The sequence below is a fragment of the Hymenobacter terrigena genome (genome assembly GCF_054776515.1).
The window spans coordinates 779,758-802,363 of sequence record NZ_BAAHBU010000001.1; the positions used below are offsets into that span (position 1 = coordinate 779,758).

Below are 22,606 nucleotides of genomic sequence, written 5' to 3' on the forward strand. Positions count from 1 at the left end.
GCCCCGGCTGGAATTTCCAGCCGGGGCTTTTTATGGGGCAGAAACGCGGAGGTTTCTTAGTAATCGTCGCTGTCGAAGCTGCTGCCGCGGCGGCTGCCCCGGCCACTGCTGTAGCCTTCGTCGTCATCGTCGTCGTCATCAGCGAATTCATCCTCCTCATCGTCGAGGCTGGTGAAACCGCCGCGGTCGGAGTTTTCGGCCCGCTCGGCTTCCACGAACTCTTCTTCCGTCATGTTGGCCAGGTCCAGGGCTTCGTCGTGCGAGGAGCCCGTGTCGGTCCACATCAGGTAGTCGGCGTATTTGGCCGAGAGGCGGTCTTCGGAGTTGCCGATGGCGGCAGCGCCGCCTTTCTTGGCGTAGGAGTCCAGGGTGTCGTCGTCGTCGAGCAAGTCGTCGTCCAGGTCGTCGTCATCAATCATGGCCGGGGCGGATTAGGTTGAGGTGAGAAAAGATGCTTGAGTAGGCGGCGAAGATACGGCTGCAATGGTTTTTCAGTTCCCTTCTTACGGCGATGATTTTGATAAAAAGTTAAGCTCAAGCTTGGGAATGGGGCTTTTGTAGAGTTGCTAGCTTGGTCTTCCAAACAAGATATCAGGAAGTTGGCCACATTAAAGCCACCGCTGCTATCCGCGCACGACCTGAAAGTCTGTTACCACCAATTGCTCGTCGCAAAAGCTGTATTCGGCCGGCACGTTGGAGCTGAGCAGCAGGGTGCGGCCGGCGCGAGTGGCCTGCACATGCTCCTGGTACCAGGCCACGCCGGTGGTATCGAGGTTGGTGGTGGGCTCGTCGAGCAGGAGCAGGGGCGCATCAGCATACAGCGCCATCCCCAGCTTCAGGCGCTGCTTCATGCCCGACGAAAACTCGCGCACCAGCTGGTGCCGCGCCCTGTCCAGGTACATGATGCCAATGAGCTGGTCGAGCGTCACGCCGGGCCGCAGCGGCTTGAATCGGGTGTGGAATTGCAGCATCTCCAGCAGCGTTAGCTCTTCCAGCAGCTCCAGGTAGGGCGCGGCGTAGGCCAGGTGCCGGGGCACGTCCTCCACGGCCAGTTTTTTGCCCGCCAGCGAATACGTCAGCGTGCCCTCGGTAGGGAGCAATTGCCCCGAAAAGGTGTTCAGCAGCGTGCTCTTGCCCGCGCCGTTGGGCCCGAGGACGGCCGCGGCGCTGCCCGGCCGGAAAACGCGCGTCAGGCCCCGGAAAATCCAGTCGCGCTGGAAGCGCTTGCCCAAGCCGGTAGCGTCGATTTGCAAGTAGTCAGTTAAAATTAGCACGTCATGCTGAGCACAGCCGAAGCATTTCAACCGAGAGAGTAAATGATTACTTCTGTGGTAGAAACGCTTCGGCTGCGCTCAGCACGACGTGCTGGTTGGAATGCAATGATTAATTCTTACTCCGACTCGCTGCCGTCCGGCCGGCCGCGCTTGGGGCCTTTGATGATGCCCCGCGTGGCGGCGCGCACAAATTCCACGGCCAGGTCGCGCTCCGGTGAAACCGGCAGCTCACGCTCAATCTGCGTCAGGGCATCGTGGTTGTTGAGGCCGCCCAGAAAGAGCGTGCGGTACAGCTGCTGAACCATATTGATGGCGTCTTCGGAGAAGCCCCGGCGGCGCAGGCCCACCGAGTTGGCCCCGGCGTAGGAGAGGGGCTCGCGGCCGGCTTTCACGTACGGCGGCACGTCCTTGCGCACCAAGGAGCCGCCTGAAATCATGGCGTGTGCCCCGATTTTAACGAACTGGTGCACTGCCGACGACCCGCCGACGATGGCGTAGTCGCCCACCTCGACGTGCCCCGCTACCTGCACGGCATTGGCCAGAATGCAGTGGTTGCCGATTACGCAGTCGTGGGCGATGTGTACGTAGGCCATCAGCAGGCAGTGGCTGCCGACGCGGGTTTCGCCACGGTCCACGGTGCCACGGTTCACGGTCACGCACTCCCGAATCACGGTGTAGTCGCCGATAACGGCGGTGGTTTGCTCACCGGCAAACTTCAAATCCTGCGGCACGGCCCCAATCACGGCGCCCGGAAACACCTGGCAATTAGCCCCAATGCGGGCCCCATTCATGATGGTCACGTTTGGCCCAATCCAGGTGCCCTCCCCAATTTCGACATCGGCCGCAATGGTCGTAAACGGCTCGACGGTGACGCTCGCCGCGAGGCGAGCCGAAGGGTGAATATAGGCGAGGGGGGAAATCATGTACTCAGTGGTCATTTATCATTTAACATTTAACAGAAAGTAAAGGCTTGGTTCATTGTAAGTAGCCTTAGGTCTTGTTAAATGATAACTGTTAATTGTTAAATGAATTAGGCGTCTCTGCGAACGATGGCGGCGCTCATTTCGGCTTCGCACACCACTTTGCCGTTCACGAACGCCTGGCCGCGCATCTTGGCAATGCCGCGCTTGATGGGAGCCAGCAACTGGCAATGATAAACGATGGTGTCGCCGGGCAGGACTTTCTTGCGGAAGCGGGCATTCTCAATGCCCAGGAAATACTGCCAGTAGTTCTCGGGGTCGGGCACGGTGTTCATCACCAGAATTCCGCCGGTTTGGGCCAGGCCCTCGATTTGCAACACGCCGGGCATTACCGGGTTGCCGGGGAAGTGGCCCTGAAAGAAAGGCTCGTTGATGGACACGTTTTTGACGGCCGTTACCACCTGGTCGTCCAGGTGAATGACTTTGTCAATCATCACGAACGGGTAGCGGTGGGGCAGCACCTGCATGATGCGGTTGATATCCATCACCGGCTCGCGGTTGGGGTCGTACATCGGCACCGGATTGGTGCGCGACTCCAGCATCTTCTTCTTGATTTTCTTGGCGAAGGCGACGTTGGCGGCGTGGCCGGGGCGGGCGGCCAGAATCTGGCCTTTCAGCGGGCGGCCCACTAGGGCGAGGTCGCCCACGAGGTCGAGCAGTTTGTGGCGGGCGGGCTCGTTTTTGTGGCGCAGGTCCACGTTGTTCAGGATGCCCTCTTTCTTCACCGACACGCGGGGCTTGCCCAGCATTTTGGCCAGGTCGGTCAGCTCGTCGTCGCTCACCACGCGGTCCACGACCACAATGGCGTTGGAGAGGTCGCCGCCGCGAATGAGATTGTTTTTGTAGAGCATTTCCAGCTCGTGCAAAAAGCAGAACGTGCGCGACGACGCAATTTCTTCGCTGAACAGGCCGATATCCGTGAGCGTGGCGTGTTGCGAGCCCAGCACCGGTGAGTTGTAGTCCACCATCACCGTGAGGCGATAGTCGGAAAGGGGCAGGGCCGCGATTTCGACGCCGCGCGCATTGTCCACGTACCGAATGCTTTCCGGGATTTCGTAGTAGTTGCGCAGCGCGTTCTGCTCTTCAAACCCGACCGTAGTCAGGGCCTTGATGAACTCGGCCGATGACCCGTCCATGATGGGTGGCTCGGGGCCGGAGAGTTGAATCAGCACGTTGTCGAGCTGCAGGCCCACGAGGGCGGCCAGCGTGTGCTCCACGGTGTTGACGCGGGCACCGTTCTGCTCGATGGTGGTGCCGCGGCTTAGGTCCACTACGTTGTCCACGTCGGCATCGACGATGGGTTGTCCGGGCATGTCCACCCGCTGAAACTTGTAGCCGTGGCCCACCGGAGCGGGGCAAAACGTCATGGTAGCCTCTACGCCGGTGTGCAGTCCGATGCCGCGCACCGTCACGGGTGCCTGAATGGTGTGTTGCTTGTCGTTCATTCTCAGTAAGTTTCTGGTCGCTCGTTGCTGCTTTCTCGCTTTGGATGGGGCTGATAAACAACCGGCAACCGGAAACGAACCATCAGCAACCAGAAACCCGGCCGCAAAGCTAGGGCTTTTCTGTCGCGTTTTTCGCCTTCTCCAACTGGGCCACGCGCTGTTCCAGCTCGGGCAGGCGGCGGAAAACGATTTGGGCGCGCTGGTTCTGCTTGAAGTCGAAGGCCGTGGAGCCTTGCAGGATGGTGCCTTCCTGCTTCACATTCTTGCCCACGCCCGACTGTGCGGTGACGGTCGTCTTGTTGGCCAGCGTGACGTGGCCGGCCATGCCCACCTGCCCCGCCAGCACGCAATAGTCACCGATTTTAGCCGAGCCGGCAATGCCCGATTGCGAAGCAATGACCGTATGCTGGCCGATTTCTACATTGTGGGCCAACTGCACAAGGTTGTCAATTTTGCTGCCCCGGCCCACGCGCGTCGAGCCCAGCGTGGCACAATCCACGGTGGCATTGGCCCCGATGCTCACGTAGTCCTCGAGCACCACGTTGCCAATTTGCGGAATGGCTTTATAGGAGCCGTCCGGCTGCGGGGCGAAGCCGAAGCCATCGGAACCAACCACCGCGCCGGCTTTGATGACGCAGAATTGACCGATGACGGTATCGGGATAAATCTTAGCGCCAGCGTGAATGATGCTGCCCGCGCCAATCGTGACCCGGTCGCCGATGTAGGCGTGCGGGAACACCAGCACATTTTCGCCCAGCTTACAGTTCTCGCCGATGTAAGAAAATGCCCCCCGGTAGTGCCCTGGCCCAATCTCGGAGCTTTCCGCGATGAACGAAGGCTGCTCCACGCCGCGCTTGCCTGTGCGCGTGGCCTGAGCGTAAAATTCCAGCAACTGACTGAATGCAGTGTACGGATTTTCGACCCGAATAAGAACTGGTTCGATGGCTTGCTTGAGCTCCTGGGCCTGGCCCACGATGACGGCCGAAGCGCCGGTTTCGTAGAGAAAAGGCTCGTATTTGCTGTTCGAGAGGAAGGTGAGGGAGCCGGCCTGGGCTTCTTCAATCTTGGCCAGGCTGGAGATACGCAGAGTGGCGTCGCCCTCCACGGTGCCGCCGAGAACTTCGGCAATTTGCTGAACGGTAAATTCCATAAGGCGCAAAATTAGGCGGCGGTTTCTGTTTTTAGCCTGGGGAGTCAGTCTGCTCCAGATGATAATCGGAGATTATACAATCTCCTTCGGGTAGCAGATGTAGAATTTCTCCACGCGCTGGCTCAGGGCGCGGATGTTGGGTAGGTCGGAGGCTTCCATTACGTTCACCACGTCGCCTTTTTTGGTCAGGATTTCGATGGGTTCCTGGCTTTCGGCGTTGTAAGCGCTGTTGCTGAGGCGGCCCGGAATCATGAGCAGCTCGGCTTCTTCCATCGGCAGCTTAAATTTCTCGGCGATGAGCTCCTGGATGCCGAGGCGGAATTCCTCATCAAATGGCTCGGGCGCCAGCACGATTTTGAGCAGGTTGCGGTGCAGAATGCTTTTGGCGAGGTAGCTGAGCACGATATCGGTGTGGCCGGCCCAGGTTTTAATGGCCGACCAGATATCGTAGTCGTCAAGCTCGACGAAATGGCTGAGGATTTTCTCATTTTTCTCGAACTCGTCCAGGCTCACGGCGCGGCCCAGAAAGTAACCCAGGCAGCTGTTGGCGGGCACTTCCACGCCTTGGCGGGCCAGGTCGCGGGCGCGCTGCACCACCCGAATAACCATTTGCTCTGCCGACGTTACGGTTTTGTGCAGGTACACCTGCCAGTACATCAGCCGGCGGCTCACCAGGAAATTCTCGACCGAGTACACGGCTTTTTCTTCGAGCACCAGCCGCTCATCATGTACGCGCAGCATTTTGATGAGACGGTCGGCCCCCGGGCGGCCTTCCTCCACGCCGGTATAGAAGGAGTCGCGGTTGAGGTAATCGAGGCGGTCCATGTCGAGCTGGCTGCTCACCAGCTGGTGAAAAAACGGCCGCCCGTAGCTGCCGTCAAACATCGAAATGGCTAAACTCAGCTTGCCGTGAAATTCGGCGTTGAGTCGCTGCATGAGGAAAAGCGACAGCTGCTCGTGCGGCACATCCTGGAAAATGGCGGTTTCCAGCGCGTGCGACAGCGGGCCGTGGCCTACGTCGTGCAATAGAATGGCGGCCATCGCGGCCTCGCCCTCGGCCGCCGAAATCTTCACGCCCTTATCCTTGAGTGTTCGCAGGGCCAGCGACATCAAATGCATGGCGCCCAGCGCGTGGTGAAAGCGCGTGTGCAGCGCCCCGGGGTACACAAAACCCGTGAGGCCGAGCTGCTGGATGCGCCGCAGCCGCTGGAAATACGGGTGCTCAATCAGGTCAAACAAAAACTCCGTCGGGATGGTGACGAAGCCGTAAACGGGGTCGTTGAAAATTTTCTTTTTGTTCACGGAACGGGCGGGGAGGGGATGACGGGCAGAAAACAGAACAGTAGGAATACGCAGCGAATGGGCAAAAACAGGCAACATTTGCAGGGCCCGCCCGTCAATAACTGAACGCGAAGCTACGGCAGGCCGTTTGGGCAAGCTCAACCCTTCGCAGGGAGGCCGGCTGGCAAACGCAGCCGCGCCGCTATATATCCATTCGGGACGTCTTACGTTAAGTTGATTAGCCAAGACGCTAAAGTCCCCAAGACCCAAGTCCCCACTATGCAACAAACCACCATCCTCTGGGCCGACGACGAAATCGACCTGCTCAAGCCACACCTACTGTTTCTCAAGGAGAAAGGCTACGACGTAACGCCCGTCAACAGCGGCGCCGATGCCATTGAGGAAATTCAGGAAAAGAGCTACGACCTCGTGTTTCTCGATGAGAACATGCCCGGCCTCACCGGCCTGCAAACCCTCACCGAAATCAAGGCTATCCGGCCCACCGTGCCCGTGGTGATGATTACCAAGAGCGAGGAAGAGCACATTATGGAGTCGGCCATCGGCGCTAAAATTGCCGATTACCTGATTAAGCCGGTGAACCCCAGCCAGATTTTGCTGTCGGTGAAAAAGGTGCTCGATAATAAGCGCCTCGTGAGCGAAGCCACTAACTCGGGCTACCAGCGCGACTTCCGCCAGCTCGGCATGCAGCTTTCTGACCGTCTTTCGCCCTCCGAGTGGGCCGATGTGTACAAGAAACTGGTGTACTGGGAGCTTGAAATCAACGAAACCGAAGGCAAAAGCATGGCCGAGGTTTTCAACATGCAGAAGGACGAGGCCAATACCTATTTTGGCCGCTTCATCACGGAGAACTACGAGGACTGGGTAAACGGCGATGACAAGGACGCACCGCTCATGTCGCACCAGCTCTTCAAGGAGCGGGTATTCCCCACGCTGAAAGCCACCGGCGATACGCCCGTGTACTTCGTGCTGATTGACAACCTGCGCTACGACCAGTGGAAAGTACTGGAGCCAATTATCACCGAGATGTTTACGGTGGACAGCGAGGAGATGTACTACGCCATTCTGCCCACCACCACGGCGTATGCGCGGAACGCCATTTTCTCGGGCATGATGCCGAGCGAAATTCAGAAGAAATACCCCAACCTATGGGTGACCGACGACGACGACGAAGGCAAAAACCTGCACGAGGCGGAGTTCATGGAAATCAACTTCCAGAAGAACAACCAGAAGGTGAAGCACAGCTACCACAAGGTGACCAACCTGCAGGCTGGCAAGGACTTGCTGGGTAAGATGAGCAATCTGCACAACAATTATAAGTGCAACGTCATCGTCTACAACTTCGTGGACATGCTCTCGCACGCCCGCACCGACATGGCCATGATTCGGGAATTGGCCGCCGATGAATCGGCTTACCGCAGCATCACCCGCTCGTGGTTTCTGCACTCGCCGCTGTATGAAATGATGCAGCAAATTGCCGAGAAAAAAGGCAAGCTCATCATCACCACCGACCACGGCACCATCCGGTGCAAGCGCCCGTATAAGATTGTGGGCGACCGCAATACGAACACCAACCTGCGCTACAAGCACGGCAAAAACCTGGGCTTCGAAGACTCGCGCGACGTGTACGTAGTGCGCAAGCCGGAATCTATTTTCCTGCCGCGAGAGAACGTAAGCACCGCGTATGTATTTACGATTGGCGACTATTTCTTCGCCTACCCCAACAATTATAACTACTACGTGAACTACTACAAGGACACGTTCCAGCACGGTGGTATTTCGCTGGAGGAATGCATTATTCCTTACATCACGCTCACGCCGAAAGGGTAGATAAATTTAATAATTGAAAAAGCCCGACAGAAACTATATTGTTCTGTCGGGCTTTTTTATACTTGAAATTTTACTGCGATGAATAACAGGAAAATATTGCTGGGCTTGCTGATGTTTTCTGCTTGTAGCAAGCAGAAACAGCCTGCACAACAAATAGAAAGTGGAAATGCGCAGGCTTCCAAAACGGAACTTGAGAGCCAACTAGAATTAGACACAACCACTTTTGCAATTCTGCCATTCGCGCAGAAATCAGACTATCTGTTTCCGAAATCAAAGCCAGCTGAGCTAAGCATCAAGGAATTATTGCAAGTAAATGACTTGCTGAGTAAAGCAGTTGCTGAACAAAACAAAGCTGAGGAGAATGACTTTCAGGAAATAGTAAAGAGATTTCCTGAAGCAGCTAAACACCGAGAGAATTATTTCATCAATCTAAGTAGGTATAGACGTCAGCTTATTGTTGTGGTTAATACAAAAGGCGAAAAGGAAGTTTGGGTAAATTGTTTCTGTAATTCTGGGCCTAATTGGCGTAAAGAAGAATTGGTAGTTGACGATGGAGGGAACTGTTATTTCAACGTCAAAATCAATCTTACTAAAGCTGTTTGGTATGATATGATGGTAAATGGCGAAGCTTAGTAATGCTACACCAAAAATGCTACATCAAATTATTTCAGCTTATCCAGCGCCGCCTTCAGGCGCGGCAGTGCGGCCTGAATTGACTCCACCGTCTCAGCCCCCACCGAGGCGCGGAACCACGGCTCCGAGGCCGGCGACCCGAAAGCCGAAAATGGCACCAGTGCCAGCTTGGCTTCGGAAATTAGGTAGGACGTGAGTTCGGCGGTGGTGGTGAGGACGGTGCCGTCGGGGGCGGTGCGACCCAGCACGTCGATTTTGATGGTGAGGTAGATGGCCCCAGCCGGCGCCACGGCATCGACGGGGTAGCCTTCGGCTTTTATCGCTTTCAAACCGTCGAAAAGGCCCTGCAACGAGCTTTGCAGGCGGCCTTTGATGCTGGTCAGGAACTCATCGACGGCAGCGGTTTGGGGCAGGAATTTGCCCATGGCTACCTGTTCGGCTTTGGGAGCCCAGGCCCCGACGTGGCCCAGGATGGCTTTCATCTTGTCGATGATGGCGGTGGGGCCGAAGCTGTAGCCTACGCGCACGCCGGTGGCGGCAAAGCACTTCGACGTGCCGTCGATGTAGATGACGTAGTCGCGCAGCTCGGGGCGCAGGCTCACAGGGTCGTAATGCTGGGCGCCGCCGAAGGTGAGCAGCCAGTAAATTTGGTCGTAGAGGATGTAGAGCGGCTTTTCATCGGGGCCGCGGCGCTTGTTTTCGGCAATTACCAGGTCGCAGATTTCCTCCAGCCCTTCTTTGGTGAATACGGTGCCGGTGGGGTTCAGCGGCGAGCAGAGGGCCAGCAGGTTGGCACCCGCCACGTGCGTGGCCAGGTCGGCGGCCGTGGGCATGAAGTTGTTTTCGGGCCGCGTGGGCACGGCTACGGGCGTGGCCCCTACCAGGTGGCAGTAGTGGTTGTTGTTCCAGCTGGGCAGCGGGAAAATGGCGCGGTCGCCTTCGTCGAGCAGGGCGCGGTAGGTGGCGTAGATGAGCGGGCGCGAGCCGCCGGCAATGAGAATGTCGTTGGGGCCGTACTCCAGGCCCTGACGCGTTTTCAGGAAGGCCGATACGCTGTCGCGCAGCTCGCCCATGCCAGCGGCGGGCGGGTAGTTGGTCTGGCCAGCCTGGTAGGCCGCGATGATGCCCGCGGTGAGCCCGGCCGGAATCGGGAAAATCTTGGAGTCGAAATCACCGATGGTCAGGTTGCAGATGTTCGCGCCCTGGCGCACCTGCTCGCTTACCTGGTTGCCAATTCGAATGATTTCGGAGCCGATGAGGCCGGCTGCCATCTTGGATACTTGCATGGGAAAACGGATAAATGAATGCCGCTTCGGCCCACGAAGGTATTTCAGCGCCGCCGAAAAGCCTGCTTTTTAGCCGGCGCGGCGCTTCTCATCCTCGGCCCCGCTGGTGCGGCGGCGGGTGGGAGCCACCTTCTGGTTGCCAAAGCGGTAGGTGAAGGCCAGGGTGGCCACGCGGGTATCAAAACGCTGGTAGAAATGCTCTTGGTAGTTGTTGTAGGTGGACGTGGCGCGGGTTTTCTGGGTGTAGAAGATGTCGGCCACGTTCAGCTTGAGGTTGCCTTTTTTGTCCCAAAGACTTTTGGAAATGCCGGCCACCACCTGGCCCCGGGCCTGAATATCAAAAAAGGCCTGCTGCTGGCGCGACTGGTACGTGCCGGTGAGGTCGGCCCCCCAGCCGTGGCCCAGCGTGAAGCTGTTGGCGGTGGTGAGGTTGAGGGTGGGCTGGCCTTTGTCGAGGGCGGTGCCGGCCAGCGTGCCGATGTAGCGGGCGTAGTAGCCCACGAGGTTGTTGTTGCTGGTCCACCACTTAAAGGGCTCCACGGGCGCGCTGAAGGTGATGGTATAAGTGTCGAGCCGGTCAAGGTTGACGTCCTGCACCACCACAAAATTGCCCGGCCCGGGCGCGGGCTGCACCGAGCCAACCATGGGCAGGCTGGTGATGGCCCAGGCCAGCTCGGTCGTGAATTTTTGGCGGTAGGTGTGGCTCAGCTCCAGGTTGTAGCTGGTTTGGGGGCGCAGACTGGGATTGCCGCTGCCATAGGTGGTGGCATCGATGTAGATGCGGAAGGGGTTAAGCTGCCCATAGGTAGGCCGGTCGATGCGGCGGCTGAGCGACAGCGCGACTTCGTGCCGGGCGTTGAGGCTGCGGCGGATGGCCGCGCTGGGAAACAGCTGCACGTAATGGCGCGTTGGGAACGACTCGGTGCCCACTTCCTGCTGGCCCGAGGTGTTGGTTTGCTCGGCGCGCAGGCCGCCGGTGAGCGTGGTTTTGGGCGTGGTGTGCGTGAGGGTGAGGTAACCGGCGTTCACGTTCTCGTGGTAGATGAAGTGGTTCGACTGGTTGCGGTCGACGGTGGTTACGTCATTCTGAGTGAGGTTGAACAACACGTTGTTATCGGAGCTGACCGAGCTGGTTTTCAGGCCCGCTTCCAGCTTGGCCTGCTTACTGAGCGGCTGGGTGTAGTCGGCTTTGAAGGACTCGATGACGAGGGTGCCGCGCTGGTCGCCGGTGAGGGTAGTGGGGGCCTGCACGGGCAGGGTGTAAGTGGTGGCCAGGGTTTGCAGGCGGGTGTTGCGGAATTCGGCGTAGTCGGCGTCCATGGTCAGGTCGCGGTGGCCCAGCGAATCCACGAATTCGTGCTTGAAGTTGAGGTTGGCCGCCGCGTTGGGCGTGCGTACCGTGCGCAGGTTGATGGCCTGGTACTGCGCGGTGGTGCGGCCGAGGGCGTCGGCCTGCACGGCGGCATTGGTGCCTTCCTGCGGCGAGTTGGCGGCCTGGCCATTCACGGCCAGCCCCAAGGTGGTGCGTGGCGTAAGATTATAGTCGACCCCGGCCTTCCAGCTATGCACCAGCTGGCGCACCAGAATGTAGTTTTCCTGGTCGCTGCGGCCGGTTATCTCGGTGCCGCTTCGGAAGTCGCGGTGGATGGTCAGGGCATTGAAGGCTTCGCGGTCGGCGTAGCCGTAGGTGCCGAAAACGTTGGTTTTGCCCTTGCGGTGGTTCAGGGTCAGGCTGGTGTTGTATTTGTTGTAGCGGCCGCGGCCGTAGCTCGCGCTCAGGTTGCCGTTGGTGCCCTGGCGCTGGTCTTTTTTGAGGTTGATGGCGATGATGCCGGCCCCGCCCTGCGCGTCGTACTTGGCGGGTGGGTTGGTAATCAGCTCGATGTTTTTGAGCTGGTCGGCGGGCAGGTTGCGCAGGTAATCGGCTAGCTCGGTGCCGGTCATGGCCACGCGCTTGCCGTCGATGAGCACCAGCACGCCCTCGCGGCCCTTCAAGCTCAGCGCATCGCCGGAGCCCACCGTTACGCCCGGTGCCCGCGTAAGCACATCCAGCGTAGTGGAGCCGGCCGTGAGCGGGCTGTCCTCCACGTTCACGACGGTGCGGTCGGCCTGGCGCTCAAACAGCGGCTTGCGGGCCGTTACAGTCACTTCTTTCAAAGCCGTGGCTGCGCTGGCTTGAAGGGCAAAGGCCGGCAACGCCAGCCCGGCGGCCGGCAACTCAAACGGTGCGCTCCAATACCGCTCAAATCCCACCTGCGCCGCCGACACCCGGTAGCGTGCCCCACTCGGCGCTGCCAGCTGAAACCGCCCCTGCGCATCGCTGAATTCGGTCTTGACCACCGCCGAATCGGCCGCGCGGTGCAGGGTTATGGTGGCAAACTCAACGGGTACACCGGCCGACTGCACCGTGCCGTTCACTGCCACCCGGTTTTGGCCCTCTGCCGCGAGGGTGGTCAGGAAGAGAAAAAGCAAAAATCCACCGCGAACGGACGTCAAACGATGCAGAAAGTAGGGGAGCAACATATAGCAATTGGGCTGAATGGGCGTCAAGGACCAGTAGGCGTAATTGCAAGTTGCATGAGCCTGCATTGCACAGTGACCGACCGATGTCAGCGCTGTTAAAGCTGTAGGTAGGAGCTTTGGAATGAATTGTTTAGCAAAAACCGGCAAGAGTTAAAACGTGGTTTTAACGGCAATACGGCAAAAAAAAGCCTGTTTCTGGCCGCAAGGCGGTATTTTCGCCGAATGCTTCCCCTTACGCTTACCGTTCCTTCCCTGGCGGCCCTGCCCGCCGCCGCCGCCCGCCTGCAAGCCGCCATTGCCGAAGCCCGCTGTTCGGTAGTGGCCTTCGAGGGGGAGATGGGCGCTGGCAAAACCACCCTCATCCGGGCGCTGGCTGGCACCCTGGGCGTGGCCGACGATGTGAGTAGCCCCACCTTTTCCCTCGTCAACGAGTACCGCAATGCCCACGATGAGCCCATCTATCATTTTGATTTTTACCGCATTGATTCTATTGTCGAGGCCGAGCAAATGGGCGCGGCGGAGTACCTCGATTCCGGGTATCTTTGTTTGGTAGAATGGCCGGCCCGGGTGGCGGCCCTGTTGCCCGTTCCCTACCTCGAAGTACACATCCGGGTGCTGCCCGACGAAACCCGTCAAATAGAATTGAGAATTCTTAATTAAGCATTAAAAATTGCTTCCGCATAGTCCGCCGTGCGCAGTCATTATTAATATTAATTGTTCATGATTTTTAATTCGTAATTTATTATTTATAATTCCCCGAAATGCCCGAGCAGCTACCCTCCGGTTTTGAGTCCCTGGCCACCAGCCGCGCCTATTTCACGCAGGAATCGATGCTGGCCGTGGAAACGCGCAAACGCAAGCTCTTCATTGGGATGCCGCGTGAAACCTCGCTCCAGGAAAACCGCCTCGGCCTCACGCCCGAAGCCGTGCAGCACCTTGTTTCGGCCGGGCACGAAGTGGTGATGGAAGCCGGGGCGGGCGAGCCCAGCAAGTACGCCGACCACGCCTATTCCGAAGCCGGAGCCCAGATTGCCTACTCCACCGAGGAAGTTTTCAAGGCCGATATTCTGCTGAAAGTGGCCCCGCCCACGCTGGAAGAAATCGAGTTGCTGCACCCAAACCAAACCCTTATTTCGGCCCTCCAAATGGGCTCAATGACGCCGGAGTACATCGCCGCGCTTTCCCGCAAAAAAATCAACGCCATCGGCTTCGAGCTGATGAAAGACCCCAGTGGCGCCCGCCCTGTGGTGCGCGCCATGAGCGAAATAGCAGGTTCGACCGTGATGTTGATTGCGGCTGAGTACCTGGCCCGTTCCAACGAGGGCAAGGGCATTATTCTGGGCGGTATTACAGGCGTACCGCCGTCGCAGGTGGTTATCCTGGGGGCTGGCACGGTGGCCGAATTTGCTGCGCGCGCCGCTACCGGCCTTGGTGCCGAAGTAAAGGTGTTCGACAACCACCTCTATAAGCTGCGCCGCCTCAAGCATAATTTAGGCATGCAGCTCTATACCAGCACGTTGGATACGTTTGCGCTCAGCCAGCAAATCCGCCGGGCCGATGTCGTCATTGGCGCACTGGCCGTAGAAGATGGCCGCATTCCTTTTATGGTGCCCGAGGAAATGGTGTCCAGCATGGCTCCCGGCTCCATCGTCATCGATGTGAGCATTGACCAGGGCGGCTGCTTCGAAACCAGCGAGATGACCAGCCACAGCAAGCCCGTGTTCCGCAAGTACGACGTGGTGCACTACTGCGTGCCCAACATTGCCTCGCGCGTGCCCCGCACCGCCACCAACGCGCTAAGCAACATCTTCACGCCCATCCTCCAGGAAATCAGCCAGCACGGCGGCATCAATGAGGTGCTGTTCACCAACGAGCATTTCCGCAGCGGCGTCTATATCTATCGCGGCTCGCTGACCAATGCGATGATTGCGAAGAAATTTAATCTGCGGTATAAAGAATTGGGGCTGCTGATTGCGGTGCGGAATTAAATTTGGATAGAGATAAAAGAAAATATGAAGCGGTCTAATATTTTGATTGGAACGCTTGCTACTATAATTTCAATAGCATTTATAAAGAGTTGTAGATATGATTGGAGCCCGCATTACTTAAGCAATGATGCGGTTGAATTGAATAAAACTCTCTACAATTCAGACAGCTCTGTTGCTGTAGTTAATTATACTTTAGATATCGGTGCTAGGGGCTTTGCAGAATATCAGACGTTGTTGAGGAAATCTGATTTTCAACATGATTTATCCAAATTTTTGCTGCCTGCTGAATATGCTAATCCAAGATGGAAAGGCACTGACACTCTCGAAGTTGTTTTTGATGAATACAGAGGGCTAGGGGGCCCTCAGACTAAATTGCCACTCGATAGTGACGTGGTTTCTCAAAACGGCGTTGTCATTGTGATTGTCGAACGTAAAATGAATAAGCAGCAAATGATTCATTCTGGAGGCCGTGAAGTCAATGAATTTGGTGGCATAACCAAATAATATTAAAAAGCCTGCTGACTTGTTGCCTTAATAGTTGATTTGAAGCACCTTCCACGCTTCCACCAGCCGTCCTTCGGCTAGAAACTGGCGGCCCAATTGCAGCAGCTGTTTCTTCAGCTCCGGGGCGTCGTCTCGGTATTTATTCAGCAGGTAGGCCACCATTGGCTCGGATTTAAATTCTTCGACTTGCTCCGGCGCAGGCAGGGCGTCGCGCTCGATGTTGGCGAGGCGGCCCAGCTCGTTACCGGTGAGCACGTCGGAGTTACGCAGGTGTTCAGGTAGCTGGTCGATACCAATGCCGATGTGGCGGTTGGGCTTGGGCACTTCGAAGAGGCTGGGGCCGCTGGCACGGCAGTACCAGTCGCCGCCCAGGCGGGCTACCGCGTCCAACTTAAATGGGTCGATGCCGGTGGCGTCGGGCAGCAGGATATCCTGGCGGAAATGGGCGCGCACCACCCGGCAAATGATGAGGTTGCCGGCCCCGTTGTTCTGGCCCAACTCGATAATCTGCTCCACCACGCACTCAAAGGCCGCCGGTGCTTCGGCCACGCGGGGCGGACGCACCAGCTCAGAAGCCAGCTCGGTGAGGCCAGCTTTAGTGAATTCATTCACGCCCTTGCCGTACTCGGTGCTGGCCAAGGACATCTGCTCCACCAGCGCGTAATCGCAGATGTTGATGACGACTTCGGGCACTTCACGCACGTTTTCCAGCGTGTGCTTCTGGGTGTTGTCGCGCACGCGGTTGGCCGGCGAAAACACGAGGATGGGCGGGTTCGAGCTGAAGGCGTTGAAGAAGCTGAAGGGACTCAGGTTTACGCGGCCGTCGGCATCGATGGTGCTGGCGAAGGCGACCGGACGCGGAGCCACCGCGCCCACCAGGAATGGGTGCCACTGGGCGGGCGTGAGGTCGGAGGGCGTGAGGGAGTGAAAATCGGTCATAGGGCCGCAAAGGAAACACCGCGGAAAATGCCGGATGGCAATTAGCCCGACAGGAATTGATTGTGCTAAACAAATGTCGTTTTTTAACGAGGGTAATATGAGCTAAAAAGCCCTGTTGCCTAACCAGTTTGCTGATTGTGTAAAGATGAATTGGGGGCGGAGGGTACTATAGTTGAGAGCAGGCGGTGGGCGCACGGGCAACCGTTAATAAAATATCAGGTAATGTTAAGGGTTCGTCACCTAATTTCTGTAGCTATGAACCCAACCAAAATTCCGGACCCCAACGCAGTAAGACCCGAAGTGGGTTTGTTCAGCGCCATCGTCATTGTGGCATCGCTGGGTTACTTCGTTGATATTTATGACCTTGTGCTGTTTAGCATCGTGCGGGTGCAAAGCCTGAACGATATCGGCATTACCGAGGCTTCGGCCGTGACCAACCAGGGCCTGTACCTGCTCAATATGCAGATGGGCGGGATGTTGCTGGGTGGCATACTGTGGGGAATATTGGGTGATAAAAAGGGGCGGCTCTCGGTGCTGTTCGGCTCGATTCTGCTCTATTCGCTCGCCAACATTGCCAACGGCTTCGTGCAGAACATCGACCAATACGGCTGGCTGAGGCTCATTGCCGGCATCGGCCTAGCCGGCGAACTGGGCGCCGGCATCACGCTGGTGGCCGAAACCCTGCCCCGCGAAAAGCGCGGCTACGGTACCATGATTGTGGCCTCGGTGGGCGTGTCGGGGGCGGTGGTGGCCTACTTTGTGGGCAGTAAGTTTGGCTGGCGCAATGCCTACTTCATCGGCGGCGGGCTGGGGCTGGCGCTACTTGCGCTACGGGCCGGCGTGTTCGAGTCGGGCATGTTTGAGCAAACCAAGCAAAGCACCGCCCGGCGCGGCAACTTTATGAGTTTGTTCACCAACGGCGTCCGGTTTTGGAAGTACCTGCGCTGCCTGTTTGTGGGCGTGCCGTTCTGGTTTCTGGCTGGTATCCTCATTACGTTGGCCCCGGAATTTGGCAAGGCCTTCCACCTGCAAGGGCCCGTGACGGGCGGCCTGAGCATTTCCTGGTGCTACTTCGGCCTCACGCTGGGCGACTTCACCAGCGGCGGCCTCAGCCAGCTGCTCAAAAGCCGGATGCGAACCTTGCAACTGTTCGTCATCGGCAGCGCTATTGCGGTGGCTTTCTATCTGTTTGGGCTAAACGGAGCTACTACCACCACTTTCTATGCGGCCTGCTTTTTCGTGGGTTACACGGGCGGGTTCTGGGCGCTGTTCGTCACGGTTTCAGCCGAAGAATTTGGGACCAATATCCGCTCCACTGTGGCCACCACGGCCCCCAATTTTGCCCGTGGGGCCCTCGTGCTGGTCACCCTCGCCTTCAAATCGCTGAAAGAAAACCCCTCGCTGGGCATGGTGGGTGCGGCCGCCGTTATTGGGGCGGTATTGCTTCTGCTGGCCTTTTTCAGCGCCAGCACCCTGCCCGAAACCTACGGCAAAGACCTCGACTATGTGGAGGAAGAATAGGCTGCGCGATTTCAATTGGAACGCAGATTATCAAACGGCAGCGCCCTCCCCGGCGCTGCCGTTTGTGTTATGAGGCGCTAGCTTTAGCCGCATGAAATGGGCTTTGCTGAGTTTACTCTTCCAATTATCCGGCCCGGCCCTGGCAGCCAGCCCATCGTCGGCCGATACGGCGCAGTTGCACCGGCACCTGCAGTTTCTCACCACCACGCCGCAGCCGCGCAACTACCAGCACCCGGCCGTGCTCGATTCGGTGGCGGCCTATATTCAGCAGCATCTGCGGGCAGCCGGGGCGCACTCGGTGGGCACGCAGCCCTACGCCGTGCGGGGCCAGACGTACCGCAACGTGCTCGGTTCATTTGGACCTGTAGATGGGCCGCGCCTGATAATCGGGGCGCACTACGACGTGTGCGGCGACCAGCCCGGCGCCGATGACAATGGCACCGGCGTGGCCGCCCTGCTGGAACTAGCCCGCCTGTTGGGCCGGCAGCCTGCGCTGCCGTACCGCATCGATTTGGTGGCGTATACGCTGGAAGAGCCGCCGTTTTTCCGCACCCCGAACATGGGCAGCTACATACACGCGGCCTCCCTGAAAGCCGCTGGCGTGCCGGTGCGCGGCATGGTGGCCCTCGAAATGCTGGGCTATTATGATGGCCGGCGCGGCACCCAGCATTACCCGATTTGGCCGCTGAAGTTCATCTACGGCAGCCGCGGCAACTATGTGACCGTGGCGCAGAAATTCGGCAATGGCCGCTTCGGGCGGCAGTTTGCGCGCCGCTACCGGCAGGCGGCAGCTTTGCCCGTGAAGCGCTTCAAAGCGCCAGCCTGGCTGCCGGGTATCGACTTTTCCGACCACCTCAACTACTGGAAATTTGGCTTCCCGGCCGTACTGCTGACCGATACCGCGTTCTACCGCAACCACAGCTACCATGAGGCCGGCGACACCCTAAGCCGGCTTGATATGCGCCGCCTGGGGCTGGCCTTAGATGCCCTGCTGGCGACTATACAGAAAGAAATAGGAGAGTAAGCACTCACTTTCAAAAAAGTAGTATATTCGCTAAAATGGTATAGGTTTGCTGAATACCTATAGTTTCTTAGCATTTTACCCAGCTTTTTTGTGCCATGCTAGCTCCTGCCTGCCCCAAGTGCGAATCGAAGGAAGCCACCAAAAGTGGCGTGGTGAACGAGCGGCAGCGGTTTCGGTGCAAAAGCTGCGGCTACCACTACACCGTGGCCAAGCTGGGCCGCGAGGTAGACAGCTACTACGTTATCAAGGCCCTGCAGCTCTACATCGAGGGCGTGAGCTACCGCGAGATTGAGCGGCTGCTGGGCGTGAGCCACGTGAGCGTGATGAACTGGGTGAAGAAATACGGCATGCGAGCCCCGCGCCAGACCGATTACCACCCCACCTACAAAATACTCAACCATACCGAGTTGGCCGCATTTTTCCAAGTGCCTGGCAACCTGAAAGGGGCGGGCATGGTGGTGACGGAGCTGGGCGATAAATTCATGGTGATTCGCTGGGAACGATTCCGGGCGCACTGAGCCGTTGAAAAATATAGTGCTTACCAAAACGATGCCGGCCGGTAGCTAACGGGCCGGGCGTTGTGCTACTTGCCGGACCAATCGGCTTGGGGCCGGAGTGTGCCCAGTGTCATCTTCTGAGTAAAACCGGCAGCTTCGCGGCAACTCTCACTTATTTCTTCCTTCAGCACGATGCACACTTCCCGCTACGCTTTGGCCCTGAGTGGCCTGTTGATGACCGGGGCCGCATTCGGCCAGGTCACCCCGCCCGCTACCGGCACGGCCCCGGCGCCCGCTGCGCCTGCGCCGCCGCCCGCCGTGCCCACACCGGCCAAATCGGCCCCCTACGGCGGGGGCATGAAAATCAACCTCTCGCCCGACGGCTCGAAGTACCTGCGTTTTCTGACCTGGGCGCAGATGTGGGCGCAGTACAACCAGAACAACAGCAACACCATTCGCAACGGCAGCCTGCAAAGCGACCAGACCACGTTTGGCATCCGGCGGGCGCGCCTGATTATGCTGGCCCAGCTCAACCCCCGGTTTATGACATACATCGACCTGGGCATTGAAAACCAGACCTCCCTGAGCGGGGGCCTGCCCAACGACCCCAACGGCCCCGCCAAACGGTCTCCCAACTACATCCACGAAGTCGTGGCGGAGTACAAGGTGAACAAGTACCTCAGTGTGGGCGGCGGCCTGAACTACCAGGTGGGCGTGTCGCGGATGACGGCCGCCAGCACGGCCACCATGATGACCTACGACATCCCGGTCACCAATTTTCCCACGCTGGACCAAACCGACCAGTTTGGCTTCTTCCTGGGCTTTTATGGCCACGGCCGCATCGGCGGTTTCGACTACCGCGTGGCCGTGGATGAGCCGTTCCAGACCAACCAGACCGGGGCCGCGCCCACGCCGGCCACGGCCACCACGCCTTTTGTGCCGGCCCAGGGGCCCATTGCCCTGCGCACCAACGTGGCCGCTTTCAATCCGCACAACAACCACAAGATTTACCAGGGCTACTTCAGCTATTCATTTCTGGAAAAAGAGGCCAACCTGCTTCCTTTCACCACGGGCACGTACCTGGGCACCAAGAAGGTCTTCAACATTGGCGCGGGCTTCCACTACAACCGGGACGGCATGTATTCGCGGCCGAATGCCAATCCGGTGTTCACGGCGGCCAACCCCATGCCGGCCAACTACGATTCCTTCACCACCACCACCACCCACGACATCAAACTCTTCGGCGCCGATGTGTTCTACGATGCGCCGATTGATACCGCGTCGAACACGGCGCTTACGCTGTATGGCGTGTACTATAATTACGACTTCGGCCCCAACTACGTGCGCAACGCCGGCCTGCTGAACCCCGGCACGGGCGTGGCGGCGGGCAGCCCCGGCCCGGCCAACCTCGCCGGCAATGCGCTGCCGCTCATCGGCACGGGCCACAGCTACTACGCCCAGGCCGGCCTGCTGCTGCCCAAGAATCTGCTGGGCCCCAAAGCCCGCCTGCAGCCCTACGTGGCCTACCTGCGCAACGAGTGGGAGGGCCTGCACGACACGGACGGCAGCCGCAAATCGGTGAATGTGTACGACGCCGGCCTGAACCTGCTGCTCGACGGCCACAACGCCAAAGTGACGCTCAACTACCGCGCCCGGCCCGATTTTTCGGACCAGACTTTCCTGCCCGCCAATAATGGCGCGGCCACCGTCAATAGCGTGCAGTACCGCCCCGAAGTCACCATGCAGCTTCAGGTGTACCTGTAGCCAATCGCCCGGCGCGGCGGCGTACGCCGCTTTCACTTGCTTTCATAATCCCCACTTTTTTCTGAAAAACATGGAACAGAGTTTGACCCAGCCGTATGGTGCGGCGGTGAATGCCCCGGTGGCGCACGACAACAACAGCACGCCCACCAGTCAAATCTGGCAGGTTATCACGGCCTCGTCGGTGGGTACGGTGATTGAGTGGTACGATTTCTACATTTTTGGCTCGCTGGCGGCCATCATCGGGCCGGTGCTGTTTGGGCAATCCGGCGACATTACCAAGTCGTTGCTGGGGGCGCTGGCCGTGTTTGGCGCGGGCTTCGTGGTGCGGCCGTTCGGGGCCGTGTTCTTCGGCCGCATCGGCGACATGATTGGGCGGAAATACACCTTCCTGGTCACGCTGCTGATTATGGGCGGGGCCACGTTCATCACCGGCCTCATTCCGAGTTATGATACCATCGGCATTACCGCCCCGGTTATCGTCGTGATTCTGCGCCTGTTGCAGGGGCTGGCCCTGGGCGGCGAGTACGGCGGCGCGGCCACCTACGTGGCCGAATACGCCCCCGACCAGAAGCGCGGCTACTACACCAGCTTCATCCAGATTACGGCCACCGGCGGCCTCATTCTCAGCATCACAGTCATCCTCGTCACCCGCAAGCTGATGGGCGAGCCCGCCTTCAAGGAGTGGGGTTGGCGCATTCCGTTCCTGCTCTCGGGCTTCCTGGTGATTGCCTCGTACTACATCCGCCGCCGGCTGCACGAGTCGCCGCTGTTTGCCAAAGCCAAGGCCACTGGCACCACCAGCAAAAGCCCCTTGCGCGACTCGTTCGTGAACCCCATCAACCGCCGCCTGGTGCTCATCGCCTTGTTTGGAGCAACTATGGGCCAGGGCGTAATTTTCTACACCAGCCAGTTTCAGGCCTTCACCTTCATGAATGCCACGCTGAAGCTCGACATCGTCGATTCGAGCATCATCATGGTGGTTTCGATGCTGCTTGCCACGCCGCTGTTCGTGTATTTCGGCTCGCTGTCGGACCGCATTGGGCGCAAGAAAATCATCATGACGGGCATGATTTGCGGGGCGCTGTTTACCATGCCGCTGTTCTACGGCATCAAGGCGTTTGCCGGGCCGCTCACCGAAATCACGCCCGCCACGGTAGACGCCGCCGGCAAAGCCGTGCCCGCCGTCATGAAAGCCCTTACGCCCAATGTGCCGGCTATGATTGCGCTGGTGTTCTGCCTTGTGGTGTTCGTGACCATGGTGTACGGCCCTATCGCCGCCTATCTCGTCGAGCTGTTCCCCACCAAAGTGCGTTACACGTCGCTCTCGGTGCCCTATCACATTGGCAATGGCATTTTCGGCGGCTTCGTGCCGCTGGTGGCTACGTCCATTGGGGTGTGGGCGGCGGCGCAGCCGGCGGGCACGTTTGCCAAGGAGCACAGCAGCATCGTGGGCCTGATTTACCCGGTGGTCATTGCCCTGATTTGCTTCCTGGTGGGCATGGCTTACATGAAAGATGTGCGCAATGTCAAGCTCATTGAAGACCAGCCTTCTCCGGCCGCTTAGGTAGCCCGTCCCGCGACTAACCCATGCCCGAAAAAGCCGCTGGTCCGCTGGGCCAGTGGCTTTTTTACTAAATTGACGAGCGGCCGCTTTCCCCGGCGCACCGGCTCCCGATGTCTGCCAAACCTCCGTTTCCCGTGTCCTCCCATTCCCATCCTGAACGTACGGAAACGCGCCGGGGCCACCGGCTGCTGTTCCTGGCTGTACTGTTCGGCGTGCTGCTCAATTTTCCGCTGCTGGCCGTGTTCGACCACGACGGGCGCGTGGGCGGGGTGCCGGTGCTCTACCTGTATGTGCTGCTGCTCTGGGCTGTGCTGGTAGGCCTGACGGCCTGGCTGGTACGGGAGAAAAAAGAAGAATAAGCCCGTCTGTCATTGCCGCGTTTCGC

The 22,606-nt window shown here is 58.7% G+C and carries 20 protein-coding genes; 11 read left to right on the forward strand and 9 right to left on the reverse strand.

Features of this window, described 5'->3' with window-relative positions; translation table 11 throughout:
* Positions 1-56: 56 nt before the first annotated feature.
* The 6 genes from ACYU7Q_RS03095 to ACYU7Q_RS03120 form a co-directional block, all read right to left on the reverse strand.
* Entirely contained in the window at positions 57-419 is a 363-nt protein-coding gene (locus ACYU7Q_RS03095; protein WP_460607966.1) for a hypothetical protein, read from the reverse strand.
* Positions 420-623: 204 nt separating this feature from the next.
* The gene (locus ACYU7Q_RS03100; protein WP_460607967.1) at positions 624-1,274 is read right to left on the reverse strand and encodes an ABC transporter ATP-binding protein; all 651 of its coding nucleotides are present in this window, start codon (positions 1,272-1,274) and stop codon (positions 624-626) included.
* A gap of 116 nt (positions 1,275-1,390) precedes the next feature.
* Positions 1,391-2,197 carry an acyl-ACP--UDP-N-acetylglucosamine O-acyltransferase gene (gene lpxA, locus ACYU7Q_RS03105; RefSeq protein WP_460607968.1) on the reverse strand — a complete coding sequence of 269 codons (807 nt, stop codon included), beginning with the start codon at positions 2,195-2,197 and terminating at the stop codon, positions 1,391-1,393.
* Positions 2,198-2,304: 107 nt separating this feature from the next.
* On the reverse strand, positions 2,305-3,699 hold the full coding sequence (locus ACYU7Q_RS03110) for a bifunctional UDP-3-O-[3-hydroxymyristoyl] N-acetylglucosamine deacetylase/3-hydroxyacyl-ACP dehydratase (RefSeq protein WP_460607969.1): 1,395 nt from the start codon (positions 3,697-3,699) through the stop codon (positions 2,305-2,307).
* Positions 3,700-3,808: 109 nt separating this feature from the next.
* Complete coding sequence (gene lpxD, locus ACYU7Q_RS03115; protein ID WP_460607970.1) at positions 3,809-4,849, reverse strand: UDP-3-O-(3-hydroxymyristoyl)glucosamine N-acyltransferase; 1,041 nt, start codon at positions 4,847-4,849, stop codon at positions 3,809-3,811.
* 72 nt (positions 4,850-4,921) lie between these two features.
* The gene (locus tag ACYU7Q_RS03120; protein ID WP_460607971.1) at positions 4,922-6,151 is read right to left on the reverse strand and encodes an HD domain-containing protein; all 1,230 of its coding nucleotides are present in this window, start codon (positions 6,149-6,151) and stop codon (positions 4,922-4,924) included.
* Between the two features lie 258 nt (positions 6,152-6,409).
* Here ACYU7Q_RS03120 and porX point away from each other — a divergent pair, with 258 nt between their 5' ends.
* Both porX and ACYU7Q_RS03130 read left to right on the forward strand, forming a co-directional pair.
* Entirely contained in the window at positions 6,410-7,978 is a 1,569-nt protein-coding gene (gene porX, locus ACYU7Q_RS03125) for a T9SS response regulator signal transducer PorX (protein ID WP_460607972.1), read from the forward strand.
* A 78-nt stretch (positions 7,979-8,056) separates the two neighbouring features.
* On the forward strand, positions 8,057-8,611 hold the full coding sequence (locus ACYU7Q_RS03130; protein ID WP_460607973.1) for a hypothetical protein: 555 nt from the start codon (positions 8,057-8,059) through the stop codon (positions 8,609-8,611).
* Between the two features lie 29 nt (positions 8,612-8,640).
* On the opposite strand, the gene ACYU7Q_RS03135 is transcribed toward ACYU7Q_RS03130, so the two are convergent.
* The gene (locus tag ACYU7Q_RS03135) at positions 8,641-9,897 is read right to left on the reverse strand and encodes a pyridoxal phosphate-dependent aminotransferase (protein WP_460607974.1); all 1,257 of its coding nucleotides are present in this window, start codon (positions 9,895-9,897) and stop codon (positions 8,641-8,643) included.
* Between the two features lie 69 nt (positions 9,898-9,966).
* Positions 9,967-12,393 carry a TonB-dependent receptor domain-containing protein gene (locus tag ACYU7Q_RS03140; protein WP_460607975.1) on the reverse strand — a complete coding sequence of 809 codons (2,427 nt, stop codon included), beginning with the start codon at positions 12,391-12,393 and terminating at the stop codon, positions 9,967-9,969.
* A 249-nt stretch (positions 12,394-12,642) separates the two neighbouring features.
* Here ACYU7Q_RS03140 and tsaE point away from each other — a divergent pair, with 249 nt between their 5' ends.
* The 3 genes from tsaE (at position 12,643) to ACYU7Q_RS03155 (ending at position 14,912) form a co-directional block, all read left to right on the forward strand.
* Positions 12,643-13,080, forward strand: a complete 438-nt coding sequence (gene tsaE / locus ACYU7Q_RS03145; RefSeq protein WP_460607976.1) for a tRNA (adenosine(37)-N6)-threonylcarbamoyltransferase complex ATPase subunit type 1 TsaE — start codon at positions 12,643-12,645, stop codon at positions 13,078-13,080.
* Positions 13,081-13,181: 101 nt separating this feature from the next.
* The gene (locus ACYU7Q_RS03150; protein WP_460607977.1) at positions 13,182-14,408 is read left to right on the forward strand and encodes an alanine dehydrogenase; all 1,227 of its coding nucleotides are present in this window, start codon (positions 13,182-13,184) and stop codon (positions 14,406-14,408) included.
* A gap of 138 nt (positions 14,409-14,546) precedes the next feature.
* On the forward strand, positions 14,547-14,912 hold the full coding sequence (locus ACYU7Q_RS03155) for a hypothetical protein (protein ID WP_460607978.1): 366 nt from the start codon (positions 14,547-14,549) through the stop codon (positions 14,910-14,912).
* Between the two features lie 27 nt (positions 14,913-14,939).
* On the opposite strand, the gene ACYU7Q_RS03160 is transcribed toward ACYU7Q_RS03155, so the two are convergent.
* Complete coding sequence (locus tag ACYU7Q_RS03160; RefSeq protein WP_460607979.1) at positions 14,940-15,851, reverse strand: flavin reductase family protein; 912 nt, start codon at positions 15,849-15,851, stop codon at positions 14,940-14,942.
* A 255-nt stretch (positions 15,852-16,106) separates the two neighbouring features.
* Here ACYU7Q_RS03160 and ACYU7Q_RS03165 point away from each other — a divergent pair, with 255 nt between their 5' ends.
* The 6 genes from ACYU7Q_RS03165 (at position 16,107) to ACYU7Q_RS03190 (ending at position 22,580) form a co-directional block, all read left to right on the forward strand.
* A complete protein-coding gene (locus ACYU7Q_RS03165; RefSeq protein WP_460607980.1) occupies positions 16,107-17,372 on the forward strand; it encodes an MFS transporter in 1,266 nt (421 codons plus the stop codon).
* Positions 17,373-17,463: 91 nt separating this feature from the next.
* Positions 17,464-18,396, forward strand: a complete 933-nt coding sequence (locus ACYU7Q_RS03170) for a zinc-binding metallopeptidase family protein (protein WP_460607981.1) — start codon at positions 17,464-17,466, stop codon at positions 18,394-18,396.
* 95 nt (positions 18,397-18,491) lie between these two features.
* Positions 18,492-18,914, forward strand: a complete 423-nt coding sequence (locus ACYU7Q_RS03175) for an IS1/IS1595 family N-terminal zinc-binding domain-containing protein (RefSeq protein WP_460607982.1) — start codon at positions 18,492-18,494, stop codon at positions 18,912-18,914.
* 171 nt (positions 18,915-19,085) lie between these two features.
* Complete coding sequence (locus ACYU7Q_RS03180; protein WP_460607983.1) at positions 19,086-20,657, forward strand: hypothetical protein; 1,572 nt, start codon at positions 19,086-19,088, stop codon at positions 20,655-20,657.
* A 70-nt stretch (positions 20,658-20,727) separates the two neighbouring features.
* The gene (locus tag ACYU7Q_RS03185) at positions 20,728-22,221 is read left to right on the forward strand and encodes an MFS transporter (RefSeq protein WP_460607984.1); all 1,494 of its coding nucleotides are present in this window, start codon (positions 20,728-20,730) and stop codon (positions 22,219-22,221) included.
* Positions 22,222-22,355: 134 nt separating this feature from the next.
* A complete protein-coding gene (locus tag ACYU7Q_RS03190; RefSeq protein WP_460607985.1) occupies positions 22,356-22,580 on the forward strand; it encodes a hypothetical protein in 225 nt (74 codons plus the stop codon).
* Positions 22,581-22,606 lie beyond the last annotated feature (26 nt).